This is a genomic window from Pseudomonas sp. R1-1 (assembly GCF_051132135.1).
Classification (GTDB): domain Bacteria; phylum Pseudomonadota; class Gammaproteobacteria; order Pseudomonadales; family Pseudomonadaceae; genus Aquipseudomonas.
In genome coordinates this window covers 526859-549805 of record NZ_CP071663.1, presented here as the reverse complement: position 1 = coordinate 549805, position 22947 = coordinate 526859, and the positions used below count along the sequence as shown (strand labels likewise).

Below are 22947 nucleotides of genomic sequence, written 5' to 3'. Positions count from 1 at the left end.
TGAACACTGGAGATTAACTGTAGGAGTGAGCCTGCTCGCGATGAGGCCCTACCATTCAACACAAATTCCTCTGCTGCACAGTAAAACCTCCTACACCCCCTCTTTACTTGATCCTACCCCCACGCAGGCCTACTCTAGACCTCGCGCAACCGTTTCACCCCTCCCCCGCCGTCGCTGTGCCGCTTGCCCCTACAAGGAGGTTTCCGAATGTTCGATTTCCACCCCCAGCTCAAGCAGCGCTTCGCTGCCTTGCGCACGGGCGCCGAGTTTTTTTCCCTGCGCTATGTCCGCGAGTCCGGGCAGTACCTGTCGGTACGCAAGAACGTCGCCGAACCGCCGAGCCTGAGCCGCGATGAGGGGGCGATGCTCACCGTGCGCGTCAACGGCGTCGAAGCCTACGCGGCGACCAACGATCTCTCGCAGCAAGGCCTGCAAACCGCGCTCGAGCGCGCCGAGCAGCAAGCCCGCCGACTCAAGCCGCATGCCTTGCTCGACCTGCGCGATCAGCCGCTGAGCAGCGATCGGGCTGATTATTTTTCGCCCAACCTCGAACAACCCTTTCCGTCGCTGAGCGAATGCTATGAATTGCTCGGCGCGGAATCCGCCTCGGTGCCCAAGGATGAGCGCCTGGTGAACTGGCAAGTGAGCATCGGCATTACCCACGTAGAGCAGATCTACCTGAGCAGCGCCGGCGCCGAATTGCGTCAGGCCCAGCGCTTCGTTTATCCGAGCCTCGACGTCACCGCCTACGACGGCAACGACAGCCAGACCCGCAGCCTTGGCCGCGAGAATTTCGGCCAGCAGGGCGGCGCCGATGTGATCAGCCGCTGCGGCCTGGTCGGCGCCGGCCCGCAAGTCGCCGATCAGGCGCTGCAATTGCTGCTCGCGCCGAACACCCCACAAGGCCCGCGCGACCTGCTGTTGATGCCCGATCAGATGATGCTGCAAATCCACGAATCGATCGGCCACCCGCTGGAACTCGACCGGATCCTTGGCGACGAGCGCAATTACGCCGGCACCAGTTTCGTCAAGACCAGTGATTTCGGCAGCCTGCAATACGGCTCGAACCTGCTCAACGTAACCTTCGATCCGGGCATTCCCGAAGAGCTCGCCAGCTATGGGCATGACGACGACGGCAGCCAGGCGAGCAAACAATTCCTGATCCGCGACGGCCTGTTGCTGCGCCCATTGGGCGGGGCGCTGTCGCAATACCGCGCCGGGCTCGACGGCGTCGCCAACAGCCGCGCGTGCAGCTGGAACCGCGCGCCGATCGACCGCATGGCCAACCTCAATATCGAACCGGGTGACCAGCCGCTGAGCCAACTCATCGCCGGCATCGAACACGGCATTCTGATGAGCACCAACCGTTCGTGGTCGATTGACGATGCGCGCAACAAATTCCAGTTCGGCTGTGAATGGGGCCAGTTGATCGAGAACGGTGAACTTAAAGGCGTGGTGAAAAATCCCAACTACCGGGCAATTTCTGCGCACTTCTGGAAAAGCCTGCGCGCCGTGGGCAACGCCGACACCGTCAAGGTGCTCGGTACGCCGAACTGCGGCAAGGGCGAACCGAATCAGGTGATTCGCGTCGGCCACGCTTCGCCGGCCTGCGTATTCAGCAATATTGATGTGTTTGGGGGAGACGCCTGATGAGCATTTCGAAGAATCCGTCCGACGCCTTCAAGGTCATGGTCGATTGGCTGCGCGACAGCGTGCGCGACCCGGAACAGTTCACCCTCAGCTACGCCGCCGAAGCCTCGGCGTTCGTGCGCTTCAATCACGCCAAGGTGCGTCAGGCCGGGCAAGTGCAGCAGGCCAACGTCATTCTGAAACTGATCAACGACGGTCGCCACGCCGACTTGCAAGTGACCCTGTCCGGCGATCAGGAAGGCGATCTGCGCAGGCTCGGCGAAGGTCTGCAACAATTGCGCGAAACCCTGCCGCTGCTGCCGCAGGACCCGTACCTGCTGCTCAACCACAACGGCTGGCAGAGCGAGAACGTGCAGGAGCATCCGCTGCCGGATACCGAGCAGGTGGTGGATGAAATCTGCGCTGCTGCTGAAGGTCTGGACCTGGTCGGGTTTTACGCCGCCGGGCCGATCAGCCGGGGTTTCGCCAGTTCGTCGGGGGCGTTTGGCTGGCATCAGGCCAACAGCTTCAATTTCGATTTCAGCCTGTTCCACGACAACGGCGAGGCGGTGAAGGCCAGCTACGCGGGGCATGACTGGAGCAGTGAAGGCTTCGCCAAACGCTTCGCTCAGGCGCGCGAGCAGCTTGAGTTTCTCGGCCGACCGTTACGCACTTTGGCGCCGGGGCAGTACCGCGCCTATCTGGCACCGGCAGCGCTGGAAGAAATCATGGGCATGCTCAGTTGGGGCGGGTTTTCGGCGCAGTCGATTGCCAGCAAAAGCAGCCCGCTGCAAAAGTTGTATGTCGGCGATCAGGCATTCAGCCCGCTGGTGTCGCTGGACGAAAAAGTCAGCACTTCGCTCAGTCCGGCGTTTTCCGGTGAGGGCTATCCGCGCAGCGATTTGCGCCTGATTGTCGAGGGCAAGGCTGGCGATCAACTGGTCGGCTCGCGCAGTGCCGCCGAATATGGCCTGGCGGCGAACGGCGCGGGCGGCGGCGAAATGCCCAGTGCGTTGAACATGGCCGCCGGTGACTTGTCGCAGGAACAGATCCTCCAGCAGTTGGGCACCGGGCTGTACATCAGCAACCTGTGGTACCTGAACTACTCGGATCAACCGGCCGCACGCATGACCGGCATGACCCGTTTCGCAACCTTCTGGGTCGAGAATGGCGAGATCCAGGCGCCGGTCAGCACCATGCGTTTCGACGACAGCGCCTACAACCTGCTCGGTTCGCAGCTGGAAGCGTTGACCGCCGAACGGGAGTTGCTGCTGTCGGCGAGCACCTATAGCCAGCGCAACACCTCGTCGTCGCTGCTACCGGGGGCTTTGGTCAGCCGGTTGACCCTGACCCTCTGACGGCGATCGTTCCCACGCTCTGCGTGGGAATGCAGCCCGGGACGCTCCGCGTCCCAGCCAAAAGCGGACGCGGAGCGTCCGTTGAGGCATTCCCACGCAGAGCGTGGGAACGATCATCACTCCGAACATGCACTGACCACATGAGGTTCCATGCCCAACCGCCCGCCCCTCGACGCCATCACCGCCCGCTGGTTGCCGTGGGTCGTCGCCATTGCGTTTTTCATGCAGTCCCTCGACGGGACCATCCTCAATACCGCTCTGCCGGCGATGGCCCGCGATCTGGCCGAAGACCCGTTGCGCATGCAGGGCGTGATCATTGCCTACATGCTCACCGTGGCCTTGCTGATCCCGGCCTCGGGGTGGATCGCCGACCGTTTCGGCACCAAGAAAATCTTCTTCGGGGCAATTCTGCTGTTCAGCTTCGGCTCGCTGCTCTGCGCCTTGTCCAGCAGCCTGAGCATGCTGATCGGCGCACGGGTGATTCAAGGCCTCGGCGGTGCGCTGATGCTCCCGGTCGGGCGGCTGGTGGTGCTGCGCGCCTACCCCCGCTCGGAGCTGGTGCGGATCATGGGCTTCATCACCATTCCCGGATTGCTCGGCCCGTTGATCGGCCCGACCATGGGCGGCTGGATGGTCGAGTACCTGACGTGGCACTGGATCTTTCTGATCAACCTGCCGGTCGGTTTGATCGGTTGCTACGCGGTATGGAAGTTCATCCCCGACCTGCGCGGCAGCGAACGTACGCGCTTCGATAGCCTGGGCTTTTTGCTGTTCGGCGCGGCGATGATCCTCATCACCATCGCCATGGAAGGCCTCGGTGAATTGCACCTGCCGCACCTGCGGGTGATGTTGCTGCTGTTCGCCGGCCTGGCTTGTCTGGCGGCGTACTGGTTGCGCGCCGGGCACATCGATAATCCCTTGTTCGCACCGTCGCTGTTCAAGACCCGTACCTTTGCCGTCGGCATTCTCGGCAATCTGTTCGCTCGTTTGGGCAGCGGCGCCCTGCCGTTTCTGGTGCCGTTGCTGCTGCAAGTGGCGCTGGGTTATTCACCGTCGCAAGCGGGGATGAGCATGCTGCCGCTGGCGGCGGCGGCGATGGTCGCCAAATGGGTGGCGCGGCCGCTGATCGAACGCCTCGGTTATCGCATCGTCCTGACAGGCAACACGCTGGCGCTGGGGATCATGCTGGCGAGCATGGCACTGGTCAGCGAACAGACGCCGTACTGGCTGCTGCTGTGCCTGCTGGCGGTGCTCGGCGCGATCAACTCGTTGCAGTTCACGGCGATGAACACGGTGACGCTGATCGACCTCGACGACGCCAGCGCCAGCAGCGGCAACAGCCTGCTGTCGGTGGTCGCGCAGTTGTCGCTGAGCCTCGGCGTGGCCTGCGCCGGTGCGCTGCTCGGCGGGTTTACCGCGCAGATCGGCAACGACGGCGTGGACACCGTGCTCGGTGCATTCCAGCTGACCTTTGTCACGGTGGGCGTGATGGCGATGCTGGCGGCGACGATTTTCTCGCAACTGTCGAAGGAAGACGGACGTCGGCCCAAACGTCCGGAACAACACATCGAACATTGACCGCTGTTCGTCCAGAACTTTCGAAGAAAGTGGCACGGGGCTGCTACACTGCGCGACATTTTGTTTTGCAGGCCCGTCCCGTGACCACCATCGCCACCGCTTTTAATACTCTGCCCCTGTCCGCCGCCATGCTGGCTAACCTCGAATCACTCGGTTATGCCCAGATGACGCCGATCCAGGCGCAGAGCTTGCCGGTGATCCTCAAGGGGATGGACCTGATCGCCCAGGCCAAGACCGGCAGCGGCAAGACCGCCGCGTTCGGCATCGGCCTGCTCAACCCGATCAACCCGCGCTACTTCGGCTGCCAGGCGCTGGTGATCTGCCCGACGCGTGAGCTGGCCGACCAGGTCGCCAAGGAAGTCCGTCGTTTGGCTCGCGCCGAGGACAACATCAAGGTCCTGACCCTGTGCGGCGGCGTGTCGTTCGGCCCGCAGATCGCTTCGCTGGAACACGGCGCGCACATCATCGTTGGCACGCCCGGGCGCATTCAGCAGCACCTGCGCAAGGGTTCGCTGGTGCTCGATGGCCTGAACACGCTGATCCTCGACGAAGCCGACCGCATGCTCGACATGGGTTTCTACGACGCCATCGAAGACATCATCGTCAAGACCCCGGAGCGCCGTCAGACCCTGCTGTTCTCGGCCACGTACCCGGTGGGCATCAAGCAACTGGCCTCGAAGTTCATGCGTGACCCGCAAACGGTGAAAGCTGAAGCGTTCCACGATGACACCCAGATCGAGCAGCGCTTCTACGAGATTTCCCCGGAAGATCGCATGAGCGCGGTGACCAAGGTCCTCCATCACTTCCGCCCGGCCTCGTGCGTGGCGTTCTGCTTCACCAAGCAGCAGGTGCAGGAAACCGTCGATCATCTGACCGCCAAAGGCATTTCTGCGGTCGGCCTGCACGGCGATCTGGAACAGCGTGATCGCGACCAGGTGCTGGCGATGTTCGCCAACCGCAGCACCTCGGTGCTGGTTGCCACCGACGTCGCCGCCCGTGGTCTGGACATCGATGCGCTGGACATGGTGATCAACGTCGAGCTGGCCCGCGATTCAGAAATCCACATTCACCGCGTTGGCCGTACCGGTCGCGCCGGCGAAAAAGGCATCGCCATCAGCCTGGTCGCACCGGGCGAAGCGCACCGTGCGCAAGCCATCGAACAACTGCAGAAATCGCCGCTGAACTGGGATCAGGTCGACAACCTCAAGTCCCAGGGCCTGGCACCGCTGCAACCGCCGATGACCACCCTGTGCATCGGCGCCGGGCGCAAAGACAAAGTGCGCCCGGGCGACATTCTCGGTGCGTTGACGGGCGAAGCCGGGATTCCCGGTGCGCAGGTGGGCAAGATCGCGATCTTCGATTTCCAGGCCTACGTCGCCGTGGAACGCACGGTGGCCATGCAGGCCTTGCAGCGCTTGAATGACGGCAAGATCAAGGGCCGTTCGTTGCGCGTACGCATTTTGTAAGAACAACGTAATTCCCCTGTAGGAGTGAGCCTGCTCGCGATAGCTATCTCTCAGCCAACATCTATGTTGAATGACACACCGCTATCGCGAGCAGGCGAAGGCCTACAGTGGGTTTTGTGGTGAAATTTCTGAGGACACCGTTTTGCGCTCTACCGAAGTCGTGATCATTGGCGCTGGCGCCGCTGGGTTGATGTGTGCACTGACCGCTGCCGGGCGCGGGCGTCAGGTGTTGCTGCTCGATCACGCGAACAAGGCCGGCAAGAAAATCCTCATGTCGGGCGGTGGTCGCTGCAACTTCACCAACATGTACACCGAGCCGAGCAACTTCCTCTCGCAAAACCCGCACTTCTGCAAATCCGCACTGGCGCGCTACACCCAGTGGGATTTCATCGGCATGGTCGGCAAGCACGGCGTGCCGTACCACGAGAAAAAACTCGGTCAGCTGTTCTGCGATAACAAATCCAGCGACATCCTCGAAATGCTCCTTGATGAATGTGATCAGGCCGGCGTCGAGCTGCATCTGGGCACCTCGATCCAGACCATCGAGAAAGTCGACAGCGGTTACCTGCTCGACACCACTCTGGGCCAGGTGCAGTGCCAGTCACTGGTGATCGCCACCGGCGGCTTGTCGATCCCGACATTGGGCGCCACCGGTTTTGGCTATCAGGTAGCCAAACAGTTCGGCCATGAATTGCTGCCGACCCGTGCCGGGCTGGTGCCATTCACCATCACCGATCAGCTCAAGGAACTGTGTACCGAGCTGTCCGGCACTTCGGTGGATTGCCTGGTCAGCTGCAACGAGCAGAGCTTTCGCGAAAACATCCTGTTCACCCACCGTGGCCTCAGCGGCCCGGCGATTCTGCAGATTTCCTCATTCTGGGAATCCGGCGACACAGTGGAAATCAACCTGCTGCCGGATCACGACGCCGCGAGCTGGCTGCAACAGCAAGTGGCCGAACGCCCGAACAGCGAGCTGAAGACGCTACTCGGCGAGATCTTCACCAAGAAAATGGCCAACCTGCTCGCAGACAACTGGTTCGTCTCCAAACCGATGAAGCAGTACACCCACGCCGAACTGGCCGAGATCGCCGACAAGCTGGGCAGCTGGAAAGTCGTACCGGCGGGCACAGAAGGCTATCGCACGGCCGAGGTGACGCTCGGTGGCGTGGATACCCGCGAGGTCTCGTCGAAAACCATGGAATCGCTGAAAAGCCCCGGCCTGTATTTCATCGGCGAAGTGCTCGACGTCAGCGGGCATCTGGGCGGGTTCAACTTTCAATGGGCGTGGGCTTCCGGGTACGCGGCTGCGCAGTACGCTTAACTCAAGGCCAAATATAAAACCCTGTAGGAGTGAGCCTGCTCGCGATAGCGGTGTGTCTGTCACCAAATTTATTGGCTGACACACCGCTATCGCGAGCAGGCTCACTCCTACAATTGTCATGTGTGATGCAGTAAGGAACACTTTTTGCTGTCAGATGTGCTCGGCGCCATTGCGTCGGCGTCATTACTGGCTCAATTTAGCGGCATCGCCTCGGAAGGCCTTCGCACTTCATGTCCTCGACCTCGTTTCGTCAGTCTTTGCGGCGCCTGTGGGCGCTGGATAAATTCAGTTATAGCGTGCGGGTGTTCATCGCCCTGACCGGCAGCATGGTGCTGTGCTGGTATCAGGATGAAATGGGCCTGCTGATTCCGTTGTTCCTCGGCATCATCGCCAGCGCCCTGGCCGAAACCGACGACAGTTGGCAGGGCCGCCTCAATGCCCTCGCGGTGACGCTGGTGTGTTTCAGCATCGCCGCGCTGTCGGTGGAATTGCTGTTCCCCTACCCGATCATTTTCGCCGTTGCCCTGGCGCTGGCCAGTTTTGGCCTGACCATGCTCGGTGCGCTGGGCGAGCGTTATGGGGCGATTGCCTCGGCAACCTTGATCCTGTCCGTGTACACGATGATCGGCGTCGATCAGCGTGGCGGCGCGGTCACCGACTTCTGGCATGAGCCGATGCTGCTGGTCGCCGGTGCAGCGTGGTACGGTTTGCTCTCGGTGCTGTGGCAGGCGCTGTTTTCCAACCAGCCAGTGCAGCAGAGTCTGGCGCGGTTGTTTCGTGAGCTGGGTTTTTATCTGAAGCTGAAGTCGTCGTTGTTCGAGCCGATCCGGCAGATGGACGTCGAAGCCCGGCGTCTGGAACTGGCGCAGCAGAATGGCCGTGTGGTCGCCGCGCTCAACACCGCCAAGGAAATCATTCTCCACCGGGTCGGCAACGGCCGCCCCGGGTCAAAAGTGAGCCGTTACCTGAAGCTTTACTTTCTTGCGCAGGACATCCACGAACGCGCCAGCTCTTCGCACTATCCGTACAACGCCCTCGCCGAGGCGTTTTTTCACAGCGACGTGCTGTTCCGCTGCCAGCGTCTGTTGCGCCAGCAAGGCAAGGCCTGCCGCGCCCTGGCCGAATCGATCCAGATGCGCCAGCCCTTCGTTTATGACGCGAGTTTTGCCGAAGCCCTGGGCGACCTGCACGCCTCTCTCGAACACCTGCGCATCCAGAGCAATCCCGCGTGGCGCGGTTTGCTCCGTTCGCTGCGCGCACTGGCGGCCAACCTCGGCACCCTCGACCGTTTGCTCAGCGATGCGAGCAATCCTGATGCCCTGGCCGATGCGACTGACAGCAGCCTGCTCGACCGCTCGCCGCGCAATCTCAAAGACGTGTGGATTCGTCTGCGCACCCAGCTGACGCCAACCTCGCTGCTGTTCCGTCATGCCCTGCGCCTGCCACTGGCGCTGAGTATCGGTTATGGCATGGTGCACCTGATTCACCCGTCGCAAGGCTACTGGATCATCCTCACCACGCTGTTCGTCTGCCAGCCGAACTACGGCGCGACGCGGCGCAAACTTGGTCAGCGGATCTTCGGTACAGCGATCGGCCTTACGGTGGCGTGGGCGCTGTTCGACCTGTTCCCCAACCCACTCGTGCAGTCGTGCTTCGCCATCGCCGCCGGGGTGGTGTTCTTTACCAACCGCACCACGCGTTACACCCTGGCGACAGCGGCGATCACCATCATGGTGCTGTTCTGCTTCAACCAGGTCGGCGATGGCTACGGGCTGTTCCTGCCGCGCCTGTTCGATACCTTGCTTGGCAGCCTGATCGCCGGGCTGGCGGTGTTCCTGTTCCTGCCGGACTGGCAGGGCCGACGCCTGAACAAAGTGCTGGCCAACACGCTGACCTGCAACAGCATTTATCTGCGCCAGATCATGCAGCAATACGCCGCTGGCAAGAGCGACGACCTCGCCTATCGCCTGGCCCGCCGCAACGCGCACAACGCCGACGCGGCGCTGTCGACGACGCTGGCGAACATGCTCATGGAGCCGGGGCATTTTCGTAAGGAAGCGGATGTCGGCTTCCGCTTTCTGGTGCTCTCGCACACTCTGCTGAGTTATCTGTCAGGGCTGGGCGCGCATCGCGAGACGCAATTGCCGGCGGATGTTCGCGAGCATTTGATCGACGGCGCCGGGGTGAAGCTGGCGGCGAGCATCGACGAAATCGCCCAAGGGCTGGCGAGCAAACAGCCGATTGCGATTCAGAGCGATGAGGAAGAAGCACTGGCTAACGAGCTGGAGCAAATGGCCGATGAGATTGATGAAGGGCAGCGGCTGGTGCAGACGCAACTGGCGTTGATCTGCCGCCAGTTGGGGCCGTTGCGCACGTTGGCGGCGCACCTTATCAAGGACACCTCAGAGATCAGCGGCGGCTGACAAGGCGTTATCGCGAGCAGGCTCACTCCTACAGGGGACCGCATTCCAATTGTAGGAGTGAGCCTGCTCGCGATAGCGCCATCAGCCACACAGCAAATCAGGGATCAGCCCTCACATCCCATGCTGACGCAGCAATTTGTCGTAGCTGCCATCCGCCTTCATCGCCGCAATTGCCCTGTCGAACCCCGCAATAATCTGTTCATGCTGCGGATTCTTCAGGCTGACCAAAATATGCAGGCTGTTCTCACTCAGCGGCTTGGGCAGGAATTCCACTGAATTGCGCACCTTGGCTGACTCGCGCGCCAGGTAATACTTGGCCACGTATTCGTCTTCAAGGGTCAACTTGACCCGATCCGCCGCGAGCATGCGCACACCCATGGCGAAGTTATGCACAGGGACTTTCTGCATCGCCGTATCGGCATCGAATACCGCCGAATAGGCGTAGCCGCGTACCACCGCAATCGGATAGGTGTGCAGTTCCTGCAGATTGCTGTAATCGATCGGCGCGTCTTTGCGCTTGAGGAAGCGAATCCGGTTGGTCAGGTATTCGCCGGAGAATTGCCCGTAGCGGGTGCGGTCTTCGTTGTACCAGGCATTGACCAGCACGTCGTAACGACCTTCGTCGACGCCGAGCAAGGCCCGCGCCCATGGCACCTGTTCATAACTGCTGGCGTAACCAGCCCGGGCCAGCGCGGTGCTGACGATATCCGTGGCCAGCCCGCCGTTGACCAGCGTGTCGTCGGTAAAGGGTGGCCAATGATCGAAGACCAGTCGCAGCTTCTGCGCTGTCGCATCCTGGCCCAGCAACAGCAGTCCGATCAAAGCAACGGCTTGAAGCAATCGCGGCATGCTTGAACATCCTCAGCGGGCAGCGGCCCGACGCGTCTCACGGCAAAAAACCAAGACCCCTTACCGGCAAAAACCCAGGCACTAACATTAGCTCATTACAGCCAGTGCACGGCGCTCTCCAGCAGATTACACAAACTCGGCACGGCTGCGCGAAAGGAATGATGGCATTTTGACCTTTATCACAGACTCTTACGCCATAAAGACATCTTCGTCGCGTGCGCTTAGTATCGGGCGACACGAACAAGGAATCGGCAAATGACAATCGAGTGGATCTGCAAACATCACAGCGATCTGGGCAAGGAACAGCTGTACGCGCTTCTGAAACTGCGCTCGGAAGTGTTCGTGGTCGAACAGAAATGCGCCTACCCAGACCTGGATGGCCAAGACCTCGACGGCGACACCCATCACCTGATGGGCTGGGAGAACGACCAACTGGTCGCGTACCTGCGCCTGCTGGATCCGCAGTCTCAGGGCGGCGACGTGGTGATCGGCCGCGTCGTGACGGCACCGGCCGGTCGCGGCGAAGGACTGGGGCACAAGATGATGGAGCAGGCGTTGAAACAGGCCGAGAAGCATTGGCCGCAGGTGCCGATCTACCTGTCGGCGCAGGCGCATCTGCAGGGGTATTATGGCCGGTACGGGTTTGTGGTGGCGGGTGAGGAATATCTTGAGGATGACATTCCACATATCGGTATGCGTCGCTCCTGAAGGCCCCATCGCTGGCAAGCCAGCTCCCACAAGGAATTGCGTCGTTCACAACTTGTGTGAACACCAGAAAAACCTGTGGGAGCTGGCTTGCCAGCGATGGCGTCAGCCCAGTCCACTCAGGATTCAGGGATACTCCAGCACAGCCTTGATCTGGCGCAAATTGCGCTCGATCCAGCCCCGATCAATCGCCCCCCAATCGCGAATCCGATAGCGCCCGGCATGATTGCGCGCACCCTCTTCCTGCTCGAACTCACAGACGATATCCAGATCCGCCAGCGCCGCGATCGTGTCCTGCGCCGTGCGGCGGGGCATGCCGGTGACTTCGGTCAGTGCCGGCACGCCCGGCGCCAGGCCGCTGTCGATCAGGTACGCCACGTACAGGCGGCGATAGAAACTGCTTTTGGTCTTGCTGACGTCCATCCACATCTTCCTGATAGCTGATCAAGCCTGCATGTCGCGCCAGGTCAGGTAAACGCGCAGGTCGAACTCGATCTGGTGATACCCCGGCAGCATGTGCTCGCACAATTTATAAAACGCCTTGTTGTGGTCCGACTCCTTGAAGTGCGCCAGTTCGTGCACGACGATCATTTTCAGAAAGTCCGGCGCGGCGTCCTTGAACAACGAGGCGATGCGAATCTCTTTCTTGGCCTTGAGCTTGCCGCCCTGCACCCGCGACACCGTGCTATGCAGGCCGAGCGCGCGGTGGGTGAGGTCGAGGCGGTTGTCGAACAGCACTTTGTCGATCGCCGGCGCATTGCGCAGGTATTCCTGCTTGAGGTCCAGCGCATAGCTGTACAACGCCTTGTCGCTCTGCACGTCGTGCCGGCCCGTATAGCGCTGATCGAGGTATTCGCCCAGACGCCCTTCGGCGATCAACTGGCGTACCTGATCCTGCAAACGTTCGGGATAGGCCTGGAGGTATTTCAAAGCGGTCATCAACGGGCAGCACGGTTGGCAAAAAGGTGCGCCAGTGTAGCGAATTCAACCGGCCAGCGCGCCCCAGTCAAACGGCTCGGCGAAGCTTGCCGCGTCCTCGGCGATCAACGGCCGCGCCACCAGGAAGCCTTGCACATACTCGCAGCCATGAGCTTGTAGCCACTGGTATTGCTCGACGGTTTCCACCCCTTCGGCGATCACCAGCAAACCGTATTGTTTGCACAGACTGATCACCGTACTGACCAGCGAGGCGTCGCGGGGCGAATCAGGTAACCGGGCGATCAAATGGCGATCAAGCTTGAGCGTATCCAGCTCCAGATCGCGCAAATGCGCCAATGAGCACGGCCCGGAACCGAAGTCATCCAGCGCCACGCGCACGCCGAGATTACTCAGCAAGCGCAACTGTTTGCGGGTTTCGTCGGGGTTCTGCATCAAGGCTTCTTCGGTGATCTCGACCTCCAGCTGTCGCGGCTGCAAGGCGTGACGCTCCATCACCTGACGCAATTCGGTAACCAGATTCGGCAGGCTGAACTGGGTGTTGCTCAAACTTACACCCAACACCAGATCATCGGCAAACAGGCTTTCCCAGGCTTTACGCTGCCCGGCACCGCGATGATAAATCCAGCTGCCGAGACGACTGATCAGCCGCGCCTCTTCCAGCAGCGGTAAAAACAGACCCGGCGGTACATCGCCGACGCTTGGATGTTGCCAGCGCAGCAACGCCTCGAAACCTCGAATCCGGCCGCTGCCAATCGCCACCTGTGGCTGGTAGACCAGGTTGAAATCACGATTCTCGATCGCAGCGCGTACGCTTTCCTCAAGCATCAGCCGCGAACGCGCGCGGCCGTTCATTTCATGATCGTAAAAGCGATATTGCTGACGCCCGGCGCGCTTGGCTTCGTACATAGCGATGTCAGAGGCACGCAGCAAGCCGTCGAGATTCGCCCCGCAATCCGGGTACGTAGCAATGCCGATGCTGGCGCCCAGCACGATGTCCAACCCTTCGATCTGCTGACAGATGGATACGCGCTCGATGAGTTTTTCCGCAATCTTCGCCGCCTGCTCGGGAAACTCCAGATCCAGTAGCGCAGTGAATTCATCGCCACCCATGCGCGCCAGAATGTCGAACGGCCGCAGGCAGGCTTTCAATTGTTCGGAAACCCAGCGCAGCACCCGGTCGCCGGCATCGTGACCGAGGGAGTCGTTGACCCGTTTGAAGCCGTCGAGGTCCAGATACAGCAGCACCCAGCTGCTGTCGCTGCGCTCACCACGCAACAGCAGGTTTTCAACGGTCTGGTAGAAACCGCGACGGTTGAGCAGTCCCGTCAGCGGATCGGTCACGGCCTGAAACTCCAGCTGCTGATGCAGATGCCGCACCACCGACATGTCGAGCACGGTCACCACCATCGCATGCTGCTCGGACGGCAGCGCCGCGCAGGACAACGCAACCGGCACTTGCTGGCCCGGCGCCGTGCGCAGCAAGGCATCGTGCAGTCGCAAGGTCTCGCCACGTTTATAGCCGGCATAAAACTCGGAATCGGCCCACAGCGCAATGTGCGGTTTCTGCAAATAATCGAGAAATTCCTTGCCCTGCAGCTCCTTCACCGGCGCGTTGAGCAAGCGCGAAATTGCCGGGTTGGCAAAGCGGATCAAACCGTCCTCGCCGAGCACCAGAATGCCCTCGGCCGCGTTGTCCAGCACCGAGGCGTTAAAGGCTCGCGCAACTTCCAGGTCATGACTCAAACGTTGCAATGCGCGGCGGTTGCGCTGGTGTTCCAGCAATGCCTGCACCTTGGGTTTGAGAATTTGCGGGTCAAAGGGTTTGAACAGGTAATCCACCGCGCCGCTGGCGTAGCCCTTGATCACGGCGTCCTGGGATTGTTCGTTGGCGGTGAGAAAAATGATCGGCGTCAGCCGTGTGCGCTGGCTGCCGCGCATCAACCGCGCCACTTCAAAACCGTCCATACCGGGCATCTGCACATCCAGCAGCACCAGGTCGACGTCTTGTTCGAGCAGGATATTCAGCGCCTCGAAACCGGAGGCGGCGGTGATCACATGCCAATCCTGACGCTGCAGCAACGCGCGCATGCTGATCAGGTTTTCAGGGTAATCATCAACGATCAAAAGGACAGAGCTGCCTTCACCTGGCTGGGGTTGCGCGCATTCCATGCTGCTTCTCTTTTCGGGACCGTTGCCGGCAAAAACGTAGACGTACTGAGCCTTCACTCTAGACGCGGATCGGTGAAAGCAGAAGCTGTCATCCCGCCATCATCCAGACAATGCTCAACCCAGCCGACTAACGGTCACCTCTGCAGCCCCCGAAAACCGGGCGGGATGGCATTTCGACAGGACTTTGACGTCAAGTAATCGCCGGACGGGCATTAACAAAAATTGCCGCTACGCTTATAAAGGCGCCCGAAAACGCGCGGGCTAGAGCTTCTGGCACCGACGTTCCGGATGAATTGAGTGGAAGAACCGTCATGATCGATCTCGCAACCTGGAACCTCAGCGTTCCTGTTGGCAGCCCGCCGTACACCGTCGAAACCTCGAAACTGGTGGATGGCTTCAAGGATCAGTACTTCCATTCCGACACAGGCACCCTGTTCTTCTGGTCACCGGTGACCGGCTCGAAAACCGAAAATGCCATTTATCCGCGCACCGAACTGCGTGAAACCTTCAGCAACGGCACCCTGCGCAACTGGTATTACCCGGACGCCGATAACCTGCTGCGCGCAACCCTCACCGTAAACAAGGTGCCGAGCTCCGGCAAGATCGTCATCGGCCAGATCCACGCTTATGAAAGCCAGCGGCCAATGGTCAAGCTCGAATACCAGTACAAGACCAAAACCGAAACCGGCAACCTGGTAATCAAAGTGCGCATGCGCCCCGACGACGCGGAAAGCCGCGTTATCACACTGGCCACCGGGATCAAGCTCGACCGCGAATTCAACTACCTCATCCACCTCAGCCCCGGCGGCGCGCTGGGTGTGAGCGCCGCGGGCTATCAGTGGGATTCACAGATCAGCGCGACGTGGCGGGACAAGCCGTTGTACTTCAAGGCTGGGGTGTATGTGCAGGACAACACCGGGTATACGAGTGAGGGTGGGCAGGTGACGTTTTCGAAGCTGGATATTGATCACGATAAATGAGCCTTTTTCGGCTGTTTAAACGCGCCGTTTAAACCTGTCGGTTATGGCCTCCAGATGCCTACAACAGCTTGCGCCGTTGCCTACCACTGCGCCAGAATCCGCCGGCTTGTGCGCTTGGCGGACCATCGGTAACTTGATTTGCGTCACTGATTTCCAGTGATCGGGTTTAGTAGCCCGAGGTTACGCGAAGCGTATGTGCATTCCGTTTAGTCAGGTATTTCTACGCCTGCGCTTGATGGTAGCTGTACGCAGGGCGCCTTCGGGTGCGCCGGTCGCGTCTCCCCGGTCTACTAACCTGCGTTCAGCTGCCACCCTCTTCGTTTAGTAGCGATCCGGTGTCGGCTCCTTTTACCGGAGACGAAACATGCTCAGATCAACGCCGTACCCGCCAAAAACAGATCCCGTATCCCGGTATGAATCCCTTGATTCAAAAAAACTCAACGACGCCGCCGAACGCGCCCTCGACCATTACCTCAACCCCGCCGCACACATCATGACGTGCGTCCACGAACCCGAGGCGATGTACCTCGCCAACCCGAAGTACAACACCGAATCCCTACTGGCCAACGCCAGCGAAACCCTGGGTTCGGCCAGCGAAATGCTTAGCAACTTCGCCGCGACGCTCGACACCTCGCACCGCAAGACTGCGCTGGGTATCGCGCAAGTGGTCATGCTCGGTGAGTTGGCGGTGAATCAGGCGCTGGACCACGTTGAGCTTAAAGAATAAAACCCGCACAAAAACCCGCCGCACGGCGGGTTTCTTTCGCAAATGGCTTTAATGTTCCGTATACGCTACATTGAGACCAAAATGTGACGGTAGCGCAACATGGACTATTCTTTTTTGATAAGCCGCCTCGGCGTGCAATTGCGCGAAAAACGTCTGAATCGAGGCCTGACGCAGGTTCAGCTTGCCGATCTGGCGGGACTGACGCGATACAAAGTCATCGCGGTGGAGAAAGGTACCCTTTCTGTCGGCATGATCGCTTACGCGCGCGTTTTGGCTGCTCTCGACTGCGAACTTGCGGTGGTTCCAGCAACGATGCCAACCCTTGAAGAGCTTGGGGATTTATTCGAATGAAAATGATCTCTCTTCAAATCAGTACCCCTCAAGGCAAAAGTGGCAGGCTTTTCAGCGACGCCAAGGATTTCACTTTTCGTTATCACGAAGACGCATCGCCACCAATGGCAATCAGCCTTTCGATGCCTGTGCGGCTTGACGAGTTTCGCCAGCGCGAGCTGCACCCTGTTTTTCAAATGAACCTGCCAGAAGGCTACGTACTGGAGCAGTTGCGCAACCGCTTGGCCAAGACCGTGAACGTCGACCCAATGCTGCTACTGGCGCTGTCTGGCAGCACATCGCCCATCGGCAGGGTTCACGTACGCTCTGAAACAGTCGACGCCTTATTGGAAGAGCAAGAGTTTCCGGGAGAAAAACTCGAAGAGATTCTGACTTGGGACGGCACGGAAGATATCTTTGCCAACATGCTTGATCGCTACATCCTGCGGGCGGGCATTTCAGGTGTTCAACCCAAATTGTTGGTACCGGAACGACAAGAGGCTGGATTACCTCGAGTGACATCCAAAACATCGGATCTGATCATCAAAAGCGGGCGTGACGAATTCCCCGGCCTGGCGATCAACGAATTCCTTTGCATGTCCATGGCGAAAGAGGCGGGGATTCCTGTTCCACCGTTTTACCTTTCCGACAACGCCAAGCTGTTTGTCATGCGTCGATTTGACCGCGACGACCAGCTCAATCCGATTGGATTTGAAGACATGGCGGTGCTGATGGGGCTGTCGGCTAATCAGAAGTACAGCAAGAGTTATGCGGCAATCGCCAAGGCTGTCCGGGTTTTTTGTCCGGTGGAACACTTGCGTACGTCGCTTGATCAACTCTTCGATAGCGTCGCCCTGAGCTGCATCGTCGGAAACGGTGACGCTCATTTGAAGAATTTCGGATTGCTCTATTCAGAACCCACGCAACGCGATGCGCATCTGGCGCCGGCTTACGACATCGTCAACACCACGGCCTATATTCCAGAAGATGTTCTGGCATTGGATCTGGCGGGCAACAAGTCAATGTTCGCCTCACGACAAGGACTCCTGGAATTCGCTCACACCTGTGAAATCGACCAACCCAAGGAGCGAATTCAGCGTCTGCTTGCCTCAGTTGAAGTCGTGCTCAAACGCTACTCCCACTATCGCGAACAGGCGCCCCATGTGTTCAATGCCATCGAGCACGCGGCAGCGCCATTTTCTCTGACTTTTAGGTAGCTTCATTAGCGCAAGAGAATCCCGCCCACAAAAAACCCGCCTCTCGGCGGGTTTCTTTTGAATCAGCTCAACACTCAGGCTCAGTTAACCTTGGCGTTCAACTCACCCTTCAGATAACGCTGGTACATCGCTTCCAGCGAGATCGGTTTGATCTTCGAAGCATTACCGGCGGTACCGAACGCTTCATAACGAGCGATGCACACGTCACGCATTGCAGTCACAGTGGCGCCGAAGAATTTACGTGGGTCGAATTCGCTCGGGTTGGTGGCCATCAGGCGACGCATCGCGCAGGTCGGTGTCGATGTTGACCTTGCGCACGCCGTGCTTGATGCCTTCGACGATTTCTTCAACCGATACGCCGTATGGAAATAAAGGGGAAAGAACCGCTTAAATTACAACTTCTTATACCGAATATATGAACTACGTGAACAAAACATTGCGAATAACTATAAAAAACTGTCATTTTTATCAGGTTACAAGAAACAGACTTCAACCTAACCTCATCATCGTGATACCGGAAAACCAACTTCGGACTGAAATGTAGCCCGAGCCTTAAATATCGCGAGCAAAAGGTTAATAAAATAATGCCTACTTTCCAAGGAACCGTCTCTGATCTAGGCGAAAGCAATCCCGCCACACTTACATTTGATGATCTAAGCCCACAGGGTGGCAAGTTAAATAATGGACGAATGAAATACTACGGACTTAACTTCACCGTCACCGGTAGCTATACCACAAAGACTTCCAGATCTTTTAATCTCCAGGCGAAAGCAAAAGCTTCAGATGGAGATGAATATGGCCATGGGGACAGTTCGCTCACCATCAACCTGAAATCGTCCGACGGCAACGACAATCAGTTGGGCGGTACTGTTAAAGTTCTCGCAGGCGGGCCAAACGTGGGTAAAACCTACAATATGAATTTAACAAAAGGGTAACCCCCAGAGCACAAAAAACCCGCCTTTCGGCGGGTTTCTTGTATCAGCAAATTAACACTCAGGCTCAGTTAACCTTAGCGTTCAACTCACCCTTCAGATAACGCTGGTACATCGCTTCCAGAGAGATAGGCTTGATCTTCGAAGCATTGCCCGCAGTACCAAACGCTTCATAACGAGCGATACATACATCACGCATCGCAGTCACAGTCGCGCCGAAGAACTTACGTGGGTCGAATTCGCTCGGGTTGGTGGCCATCAGGCGACGCATTGCGCCGGTGGATGCCAAGCGCAGGTCGGTGTCGATGTTGACCTTGCGCACGCCGTGTTTGATGCCTTCGACGATTTCTTCAACCGGTACGCCGTAGGTTTCTTTGATGTCGCCGCCGTACTGGTTGATGATCGCCAACCACTCTTGGGGCACCGAGGACGAGCCGTGCATCACCAGGTGGGTATTCGGGATGCGTTTGTGGATTTCCTTGATGCGGTCGATCGCCAGCACGTCACCGGTTGGCGGCTTGGTGAACTTGTAGGCGCCGTGGCTGGTGCCGATGGCGATGGCCAAGGCATCGACCTGAGTGCGCTTGACGAAGTCAGCGGCTTCTTCCGGGTCGGTCAGCATCTGGCTGTGATCGAGAACGCCCTCGGCGCCGATGCCGTCTTCTTCACCGGCCATACCGGTTTCCAGCGAACCCAGGCAGCCCAGCTCGCCTTCTACCGAAACGCCGCAGGCGTGGGCCATGGCCACGGTTTGTTGGGTCACGCGGACGTTGTAGTCGTAGTCGGTCGGGGTCTTGCCGTCTTCGCCCAGCGAGCCGTCCATCATCACCGAGCTGAAGCCCAGTTGAATCGAACGCTGGCAGACGTCAGGGCTGGTGCCGTGGTCCTGGTGCATGCACACCGGGATGTGCGGGAATTCTTCGATCGCCGCCAGGATCAGGTGACGCAGGAAAGGCGCGCCGGCGTATTTGCGGGCGCCGGCCGAAGCCTGAACGATCACCGGGGAGTCAGTCTTGTCAGCGGCTTCCATGATGGCGCGCATCTGCTCAAGGTTGTTGACGTTGAAGGCTGGAACGCCGTAGCCGAACTCGGCTGCGTGGTCCAGCATCTGGCGCATGCTGATAAGTGCCATTGTGTGTGTCTCTCCCGGTTGAGGGTCGTTGATCGTGCCAGCCTGCCGGAGCGGCGGCGGCTATTCAAGTTAATGCAGATCGGGGGTTGAGGCCCGGTCTGGTGATTCGATAAAGCCAATTCTTCAGAACTGCGCAGACCCCTTGTAGGAGTGAGCCTGCTCGCGATAGCGGCCTGACAGTCGCTGCAGTGTTGACTGCAGAATTGCTATCGCGAGCAGGCTCACTCCTACATTGGGCCTGCGGTGTTGCAATTATTCGGCCTTGCAGCCCCGGCCAATCAGGTCATTGGTGGCGACCCAGTACACCAGGCCTTCTTCACCCTTGACGTGAAACGCCAGCATACCGTCGCTGTACAACGTGCCCGAGGCGCCCGGCTCTTCTTTCAGGCGATAGACCTGATCGCCGCCGCCCAGTCGCACATCGACTTCCTTCTGACCGGCATCGGCGTAACGCCACAGCACTTTGGCCTGGCTGTCGCAGGTCCAGGTGGTCCAGTTGTCTGCCGGAGCTGACGACTGGAACAGGTTCAACTGCGCGCAACCGCCCAACAATGCCAACGCCGCAATGGCGATCAAGCCTTTCATCCGTGTTCCTCGACTGACGGCGCACGCCGCCAGCCCTGAGTTAAGAGTCAGACCCGTCAAGGACAACCATGTTCCTTGGCCGGGGTTTGCGTCTCGTATTTCTCCAGGCCATCCGGCCCGGAACGCTTGTTCAGCACCGGGTTGGTTTCGGCCTGCCAGTCGGCCTGGTAACAGCCTTTCTGCGGCTCGCTCGGTGCCGGCGTGGCTTCGGCCTTGGGATTGCTCCCGCAGGCTGCCAGCGTAGCGGTCAGCAACAACAGCGCTAACGACTTGACCATGTGAACACTCCTTTGCCTGGCCAAACGGGCGGCCTCAGGCCTTGGCCCGGCTTTCCAGGACTTCCACGGCCGGCAGCACCTTACCCTCGACGAATTCGAGGAACGCGCCACCACCGGTAGAAATGTAGGAGATCTGTTCAGCCACGCCATATTTATCGATCGCCGCCAACGTGTCGCCACCGCCAGCGATGGAGAATGCCGAGCTTTCGGCGATGGCCTGGGCCAGCACCTTGGTGCCGTTACCGAACTGGTCGAATTCGAACACACCAACCGGGCCGTTCCACAGAATGGTTTTCGACGATTTCAGCAGCTCGGCGAAGTTGGCCGCGGTTTGCGGGCCGATATCCAGAATCATGTCGTCAGCAGCGACGTCAGCAATGAGCTTGACGGTGGCTTCGGCGGTTTCGGCGAATTCCTTGGCAACCACGACGTCAACCGGCAGCGGCACGCTGACCTTGGCGGCGATGACGCGCGCGGTGTCGAGCAGATCCGGTTCATACAGCGACTTGCCCACCGGGTGACCGGCTGCCGCGAGGAAAGTGTTGGCGATGCCGCCGCCGACGATCAGTTGATCGCAGATCTGGCTCAGGCTGTTCAGCACGTCGAGTTTGGTCGAGACCTTGGAGCCGGCAACGATGGCCGCCATTGGCTTGGCCGGCGCGCCGAGGGCTTTGCCCAGTGCGTCCAGTTCAGCGGCCAGCAGTGGGCCAGCGGCTGCAACTTTGGCGAACTTGGCTACACCATGCGTCGAACCTTCGGCGCGGTGAGCAGTGCCGAAAGCGTCCATCACGAACACGTCGCACAGAGCGGCGTATTGCTGGGCCAGCTCGTCAGCGTTCTTTTTCTCGCCCTTGTTGAAGCGCACGTTTTCAAACAGCACGATATCGCCGGCCTTGACGTCAACACCGCCCAGGTAATCGGCCACCAGCGGCACTTCGCGGCCCAGGGCCTTGCTCAGGTAGTCAGCGACAGGCTTGAGGCTGTTTTCGGCAGAGAACTCGCCTTCGGTCGGACGGCCCAGGTGCGAGCAGACCATCACGGCCGCGCCTTTTTCCAGGGCCAGCTTGATGGTCGGCAGCGAAGCCAGGATTCGCGCGTCGCTGGTGACCACACCGTCCTTGACTGGGACGTTGAGATCTTCGCGGATCAATACGCGCTTGCCTTGCAGATCGAGGTCGGACATCTTCAACACGGTCATGGGTCGCATTTCCTACGGTTTTTTTGAAGTTGCTGTTTGCAGATAGTGGTCTGCAACGTCCAGCATTCGGTTGGCAAACCCCCACTCGTTGTCGAACCAGGCCAGGATGTTCACCAGCCTTGGGCCGGAAACACGGGTCTGACTGGCATCGACGATGGCCGAATGTGGGTCATGGTTGAAATCACAACTGGCGTGCGGCAACTCGGTATAGGCCAGAAGCCCCTTGAGCGGGCCGCTGGTGGCGGCGTCGCGCAGGATCCGGTTGATCTCGTTGGCGTCGGTCGCCGTGGCGGTCTGCATCGTGATATCGAGGCAGGACACGTTGACCGTCGGCACGCGTACGGCTTTGGCCTGAATTCGCCCGGCAAGTTCCGGCAGCAGGCGCTCGATACCCCGCGCCAGACCAGTGGACACCGGGATCACCGACTGGAACGCCGAACGGGTGCGGCGCAGGTCTTCGTGGTGATAGGCGTCGATCACCGGCTGATCGTTCATCGCCGAGTGAATCGTGGTGATCGACACGTAATCCAGGCCGATCGCCTTGTCGAGCAGGCGCAACAGCGGCACGCCGCAGTTGGTGGTGCAGGACGCGTTGGACACCAGCCGTTCATCACCGGTCAGGCAATCCTGATTGACCCCGTAAACGATGGTGGCGTCGACATCCGCCTCGCTGGCCATCGGCTGCGAGAACAACACGCGTGGCGCACCAGCATCGAGAAAGCGCTGGCCGTCTTCACGGGTGTTATAGGCACCGGAACATTCGAGCACCAGATCGACGCCCAGCGACGCCCAATCGATGCCTTCGGGGGTGGCACTGCGCAGGACCTTCACGCAGTCGCCATTAATGTGCAGACAATCGCCTTCTACGCGCACTTCGCCGGGAAAACGGCCGTGGGTGGAGTCAAAGCGTGTCAGGTATTCGATGCTGGCCATGTCGGCCAGATCGTTGATCGCGACAACTTCAAACCCGGCTTTCTCGCCTCGCTCAAACAGCGCACGCAACACGCAACGACCAATGCGGCCGTAGCCGTTGAGTGCAACTTTGTAGGGACGCGGTTGAGGCATGGGGTTCTCGATTACCGTGGTGAATCAGAAAGCTCTTTATTGTCTGAACCGACGCTATCGCGAGCA

21 protein-coding genes and 1 pseudogene are annotated in these 22947 nt (G+C 59.5%); 12 read left to right on the top strand and 10 right to left on the bottom strand.

What is annotated here, in order from left to right; translation table 11 throughout:
* Window positions 1-207: 207 nt before the first annotated feature.
* The 6 genes from J3P75_RS02545 (at window position 208) to yccS (ending at window position 9775) form a co-directional block, all read left to right on the top strand.
* Window positions 208-1650: a TldD/PmbA family protein gene (locus J3P75_RS02545; protein ID WP_434709230.1), complete on the top strand. Its 1443-nt coding sequence runs from the start codon at window positions 208-210 to the stop codon at window positions 1648-1650.
* Window positions 1650-2987 (top strand): TldD/PmbA family protein, encoded by a 1338-nt coding sequence (locus tag J3P75_RS02540; protein ID WP_203419797.1) that lies wholly within the window; start codon window positions 1650-1652, stop codon window positions 2985-2987. Before J3P75_RS02545 ends, J3P75_RS02540 begins: the two co-directional genes overlap by 1 nt.
* 150 nt (window positions 2988-3137) lie before the next feature.
* On the top strand, window positions 3138-4565 hold the full coding sequence (gene mdtD / locus J3P75_RS02535) for a multidrug transporter subunit MdtD (protein WP_434709229.1): 1428 nt from the start codon (window positions 3138-3140) through the stop codon (window positions 4563-4565).
* Window positions 4566-4645: 80 nt separating this feature from the next.
* The gene (gene dbpA, locus J3P75_RS02530; RefSeq protein WP_123532470.1) at window positions 4646-6031 is read left to right on the top strand and encodes an ATP-dependent RNA helicase DbpA; all 1386 of its coding nucleotides are present in this window, start codon (window positions 4646-4648) and stop codon (window positions 6029-6031) included.
* A 142-nt stretch (window positions 6032-6173) separates the two neighbouring features.
* Window positions 6174-7352, top strand: a complete 1179-nt coding sequence (locus J3P75_RS02525; RefSeq protein WP_434709228.1) for an NAD(P)/FAD-dependent oxidoreductase — start codon at window positions 6174-6176, stop codon at window positions 7350-7352.
* Between the two features lie 230 nt (window positions 7353-7582).
* A complete protein-coding gene (gene yccS, locus J3P75_RS02520; protein ID WP_434709227.1) occupies window positions 7583-9775 on the top strand; it encodes a YccS family putative transporter in 2193 nt (730 codons plus the stop codon).
* A 111-nt stretch (window positions 9776-9886) separates the two neighbouring features.
* On the opposite strand, the gene J3P75_RS02515 is transcribed toward yccS, so the two are convergent.
* Window positions 9887-10624: a substrate-binding periplasmic protein gene (locus tag J3P75_RS02515; RefSeq protein WP_434709226.1), complete on the bottom strand. Its 738-nt coding sequence runs from the start codon at window positions 10622-10624 to the stop codon at window positions 9887-9889.
* Window positions 10625-10879: 255 nt separating this feature from the next.
* Here J3P75_RS02515 and J3P75_RS02510 point away from each other — a divergent pair, with 255 nt between their 5' ends.
* Complete coding sequence (locus J3P75_RS02510) at window positions 10880-11332, top strand: GNAT family N-acetyltransferase (RefSeq protein ID WP_434709225.1); 453 nt, start codon at window positions 10880-10882, stop codon at window positions 11330-11332.
* A gap of 123 nt (window positions 11333-11455) precedes the next feature.
* On the opposite strand, the gene J3P75_RS02505 is transcribed toward J3P75_RS02510, so the two are convergent.
* The 3 genes from J3P75_RS02505 to J3P75_RS02495 are packed head-to-tail and all read right to left on the bottom strand — an operon-like array spanning window position 11456 to window position 14437.
* Window positions 11456-11752, bottom strand: a complete 297-nt coding sequence (locus J3P75_RS02505) for a winged helix-turn-helix domain-containing protein (RefSeq protein WP_434709224.1) — start codon at window positions 11750-11752, stop codon at window positions 11456-11458.
* Window positions 11753-11773: 21 nt separating this feature from the next.
* Window positions 11774-12268, bottom strand: coding sequence for a M48 metallopeptidase family protein (locus J3P75_RS02500; RefSeq protein ID WP_434709223.1), 495 nt, complete (start codon window positions 12266-12268; stop codon window positions 11774-11776).
* Between the two features lie 45 nt (window positions 12269-12313).
* Window positions 12314-14437, bottom strand: coding sequence for a putative bifunctional diguanylate cyclase/phosphodiesterase (locus tag J3P75_RS02495; RefSeq protein WP_434709222.1), 2124 nt, complete (start codon window positions 14435-14437; stop codon window positions 12314-12316).
* A 311-nt stretch (window positions 14438-14748) separates the two neighbouring features.
* Here J3P75_RS02495 and J3P75_RS02490 point away from each other — a divergent pair, with 311 nt between their 5' ends.
* The 4 genes from J3P75_RS02490 to J3P75_RS02475 all read left to right on the top strand — a co-directional run bounded on the left by J3P75_RS02490 (window position 14749) and on the right by J3P75_RS02475 (window position 17691).
* Window positions 14749-15417, top strand: coding sequence for a polysaccharide lyase family 7 protein (locus J3P75_RS02490; RefSeq protein ID WP_090287046.1), 669 nt, complete (start codon window positions 14749-14751; stop codon window positions 15415-15417).
* A gap of 364 nt (window positions 15418-15781) precedes the next feature.
* The gene (locus tag J3P75_RS02485; protein WP_434709221.1) at window positions 15782-16144 is read left to right on the top strand and encodes a DUF6124 family protein; all 363 of its coding nucleotides are present in this window, start codon (window positions 15782-15784) and stop codon (window positions 16142-16144) included.
* Between the two features lie 99 nt (window positions 16145-16243).
* A complete protein-coding gene (locus tag J3P75_RS02480) occupies window positions 16244-16495 on the top strand; it encodes a helix-turn-helix domain-containing protein (protein WP_434709220.1) in 252 nt (83 codons plus the stop codon).
* Window positions 16492-17691 (top strand): type II toxin-antitoxin system HipA family toxin, encoded by a 1200-nt coding sequence (locus J3P75_RS02475; RefSeq protein WP_434709219.1) that lies wholly within the window; start codon window positions 16492-16494, stop codon window positions 17689-17691. Before J3P75_RS02480 ends, J3P75_RS02475 begins: the two co-directional genes overlap by 4 nt.
* An 80-nt stretch (window positions 17692-17771) precedes the next feature.
* Here the strand turns inward: J3P75_RS02475 and J3P75_RS02470 are convergent.
* Window positions 17772-18054: pseudogene (locus tag J3P75_RS02470) on the bottom strand (class II fructose-bisphosphate aldolase); the annotation flags it as partial.
* A 221-nt stretch (window positions 18055-18275) separates the two neighbouring features.
* Between J3P75_RS02470 and J3P75_RS02465 the strand changes: the two are divergent.
* A complete protein-coding gene (locus J3P75_RS02465; RefSeq protein WP_434709218.1) occupies window positions 18276-18626 on the top strand; it encodes a hypothetical protein in 351 nt (116 codons plus the stop codon).
* 64 nt (window positions 18627-18690) lie between these two features.
* Here J3P75_RS02465 and fba read toward each other — a convergent pair whose 3' ends face one another.
* The 5 genes from fba to epd all read right to left on the bottom strand — a co-directional run bounded on the left by fba (window position 18691) and on the right by epd (window position 22881).
* Window positions 18691-19755, bottom strand: a complete 1065-nt coding sequence (gene fba / locus J3P75_RS02460) for a class II fructose-bisphosphate aldolase (RefSeq protein WP_008081027.1) — start codon at window positions 19753-19755, stop codon at window positions 18691-18693.
* A gap of 252 nt (window positions 19756-20007) precedes the next feature.
* Window positions 20008-20340 (bottom strand): MliC family protein, encoded by a 333-nt coding sequence (locus tag J3P75_RS02455; protein ID WP_008081029.1) that lies wholly within the window; start codon window positions 20338-20340, stop codon window positions 20008-20010.
* Between the two features lie 56 nt (window positions 20341-20396).
* A complete protein-coding gene (locus J3P75_RS02450) occupies window positions 20397-20618 on the bottom strand; it encodes a hypothetical protein (RefSeq protein WP_208939443.1) in 222 nt (73 codons plus the stop codon).
* Window positions 20619-20652: 34 nt separating this feature from the next.
* A complete protein-coding gene (locus J3P75_RS02445) occupies window positions 20653-21816 on the bottom strand; it encodes a phosphoglycerate kinase (protein ID WP_434709217.1) in 1164 nt (387 codons plus the stop codon).
* Between the two features lie 12 nt (window positions 21817-21828).
* Window positions 21829-22881, bottom strand: a complete 1053-nt coding sequence (epd, locus tag J3P75_RS02440) for an erythrose-4-phosphate dehydrogenase (RefSeq protein ID WP_434709216.1) — start codon at window positions 22879-22881, stop codon at window positions 21829-21831.
* Window positions 22882-22947: the final 66 nt, after the last annotated feature.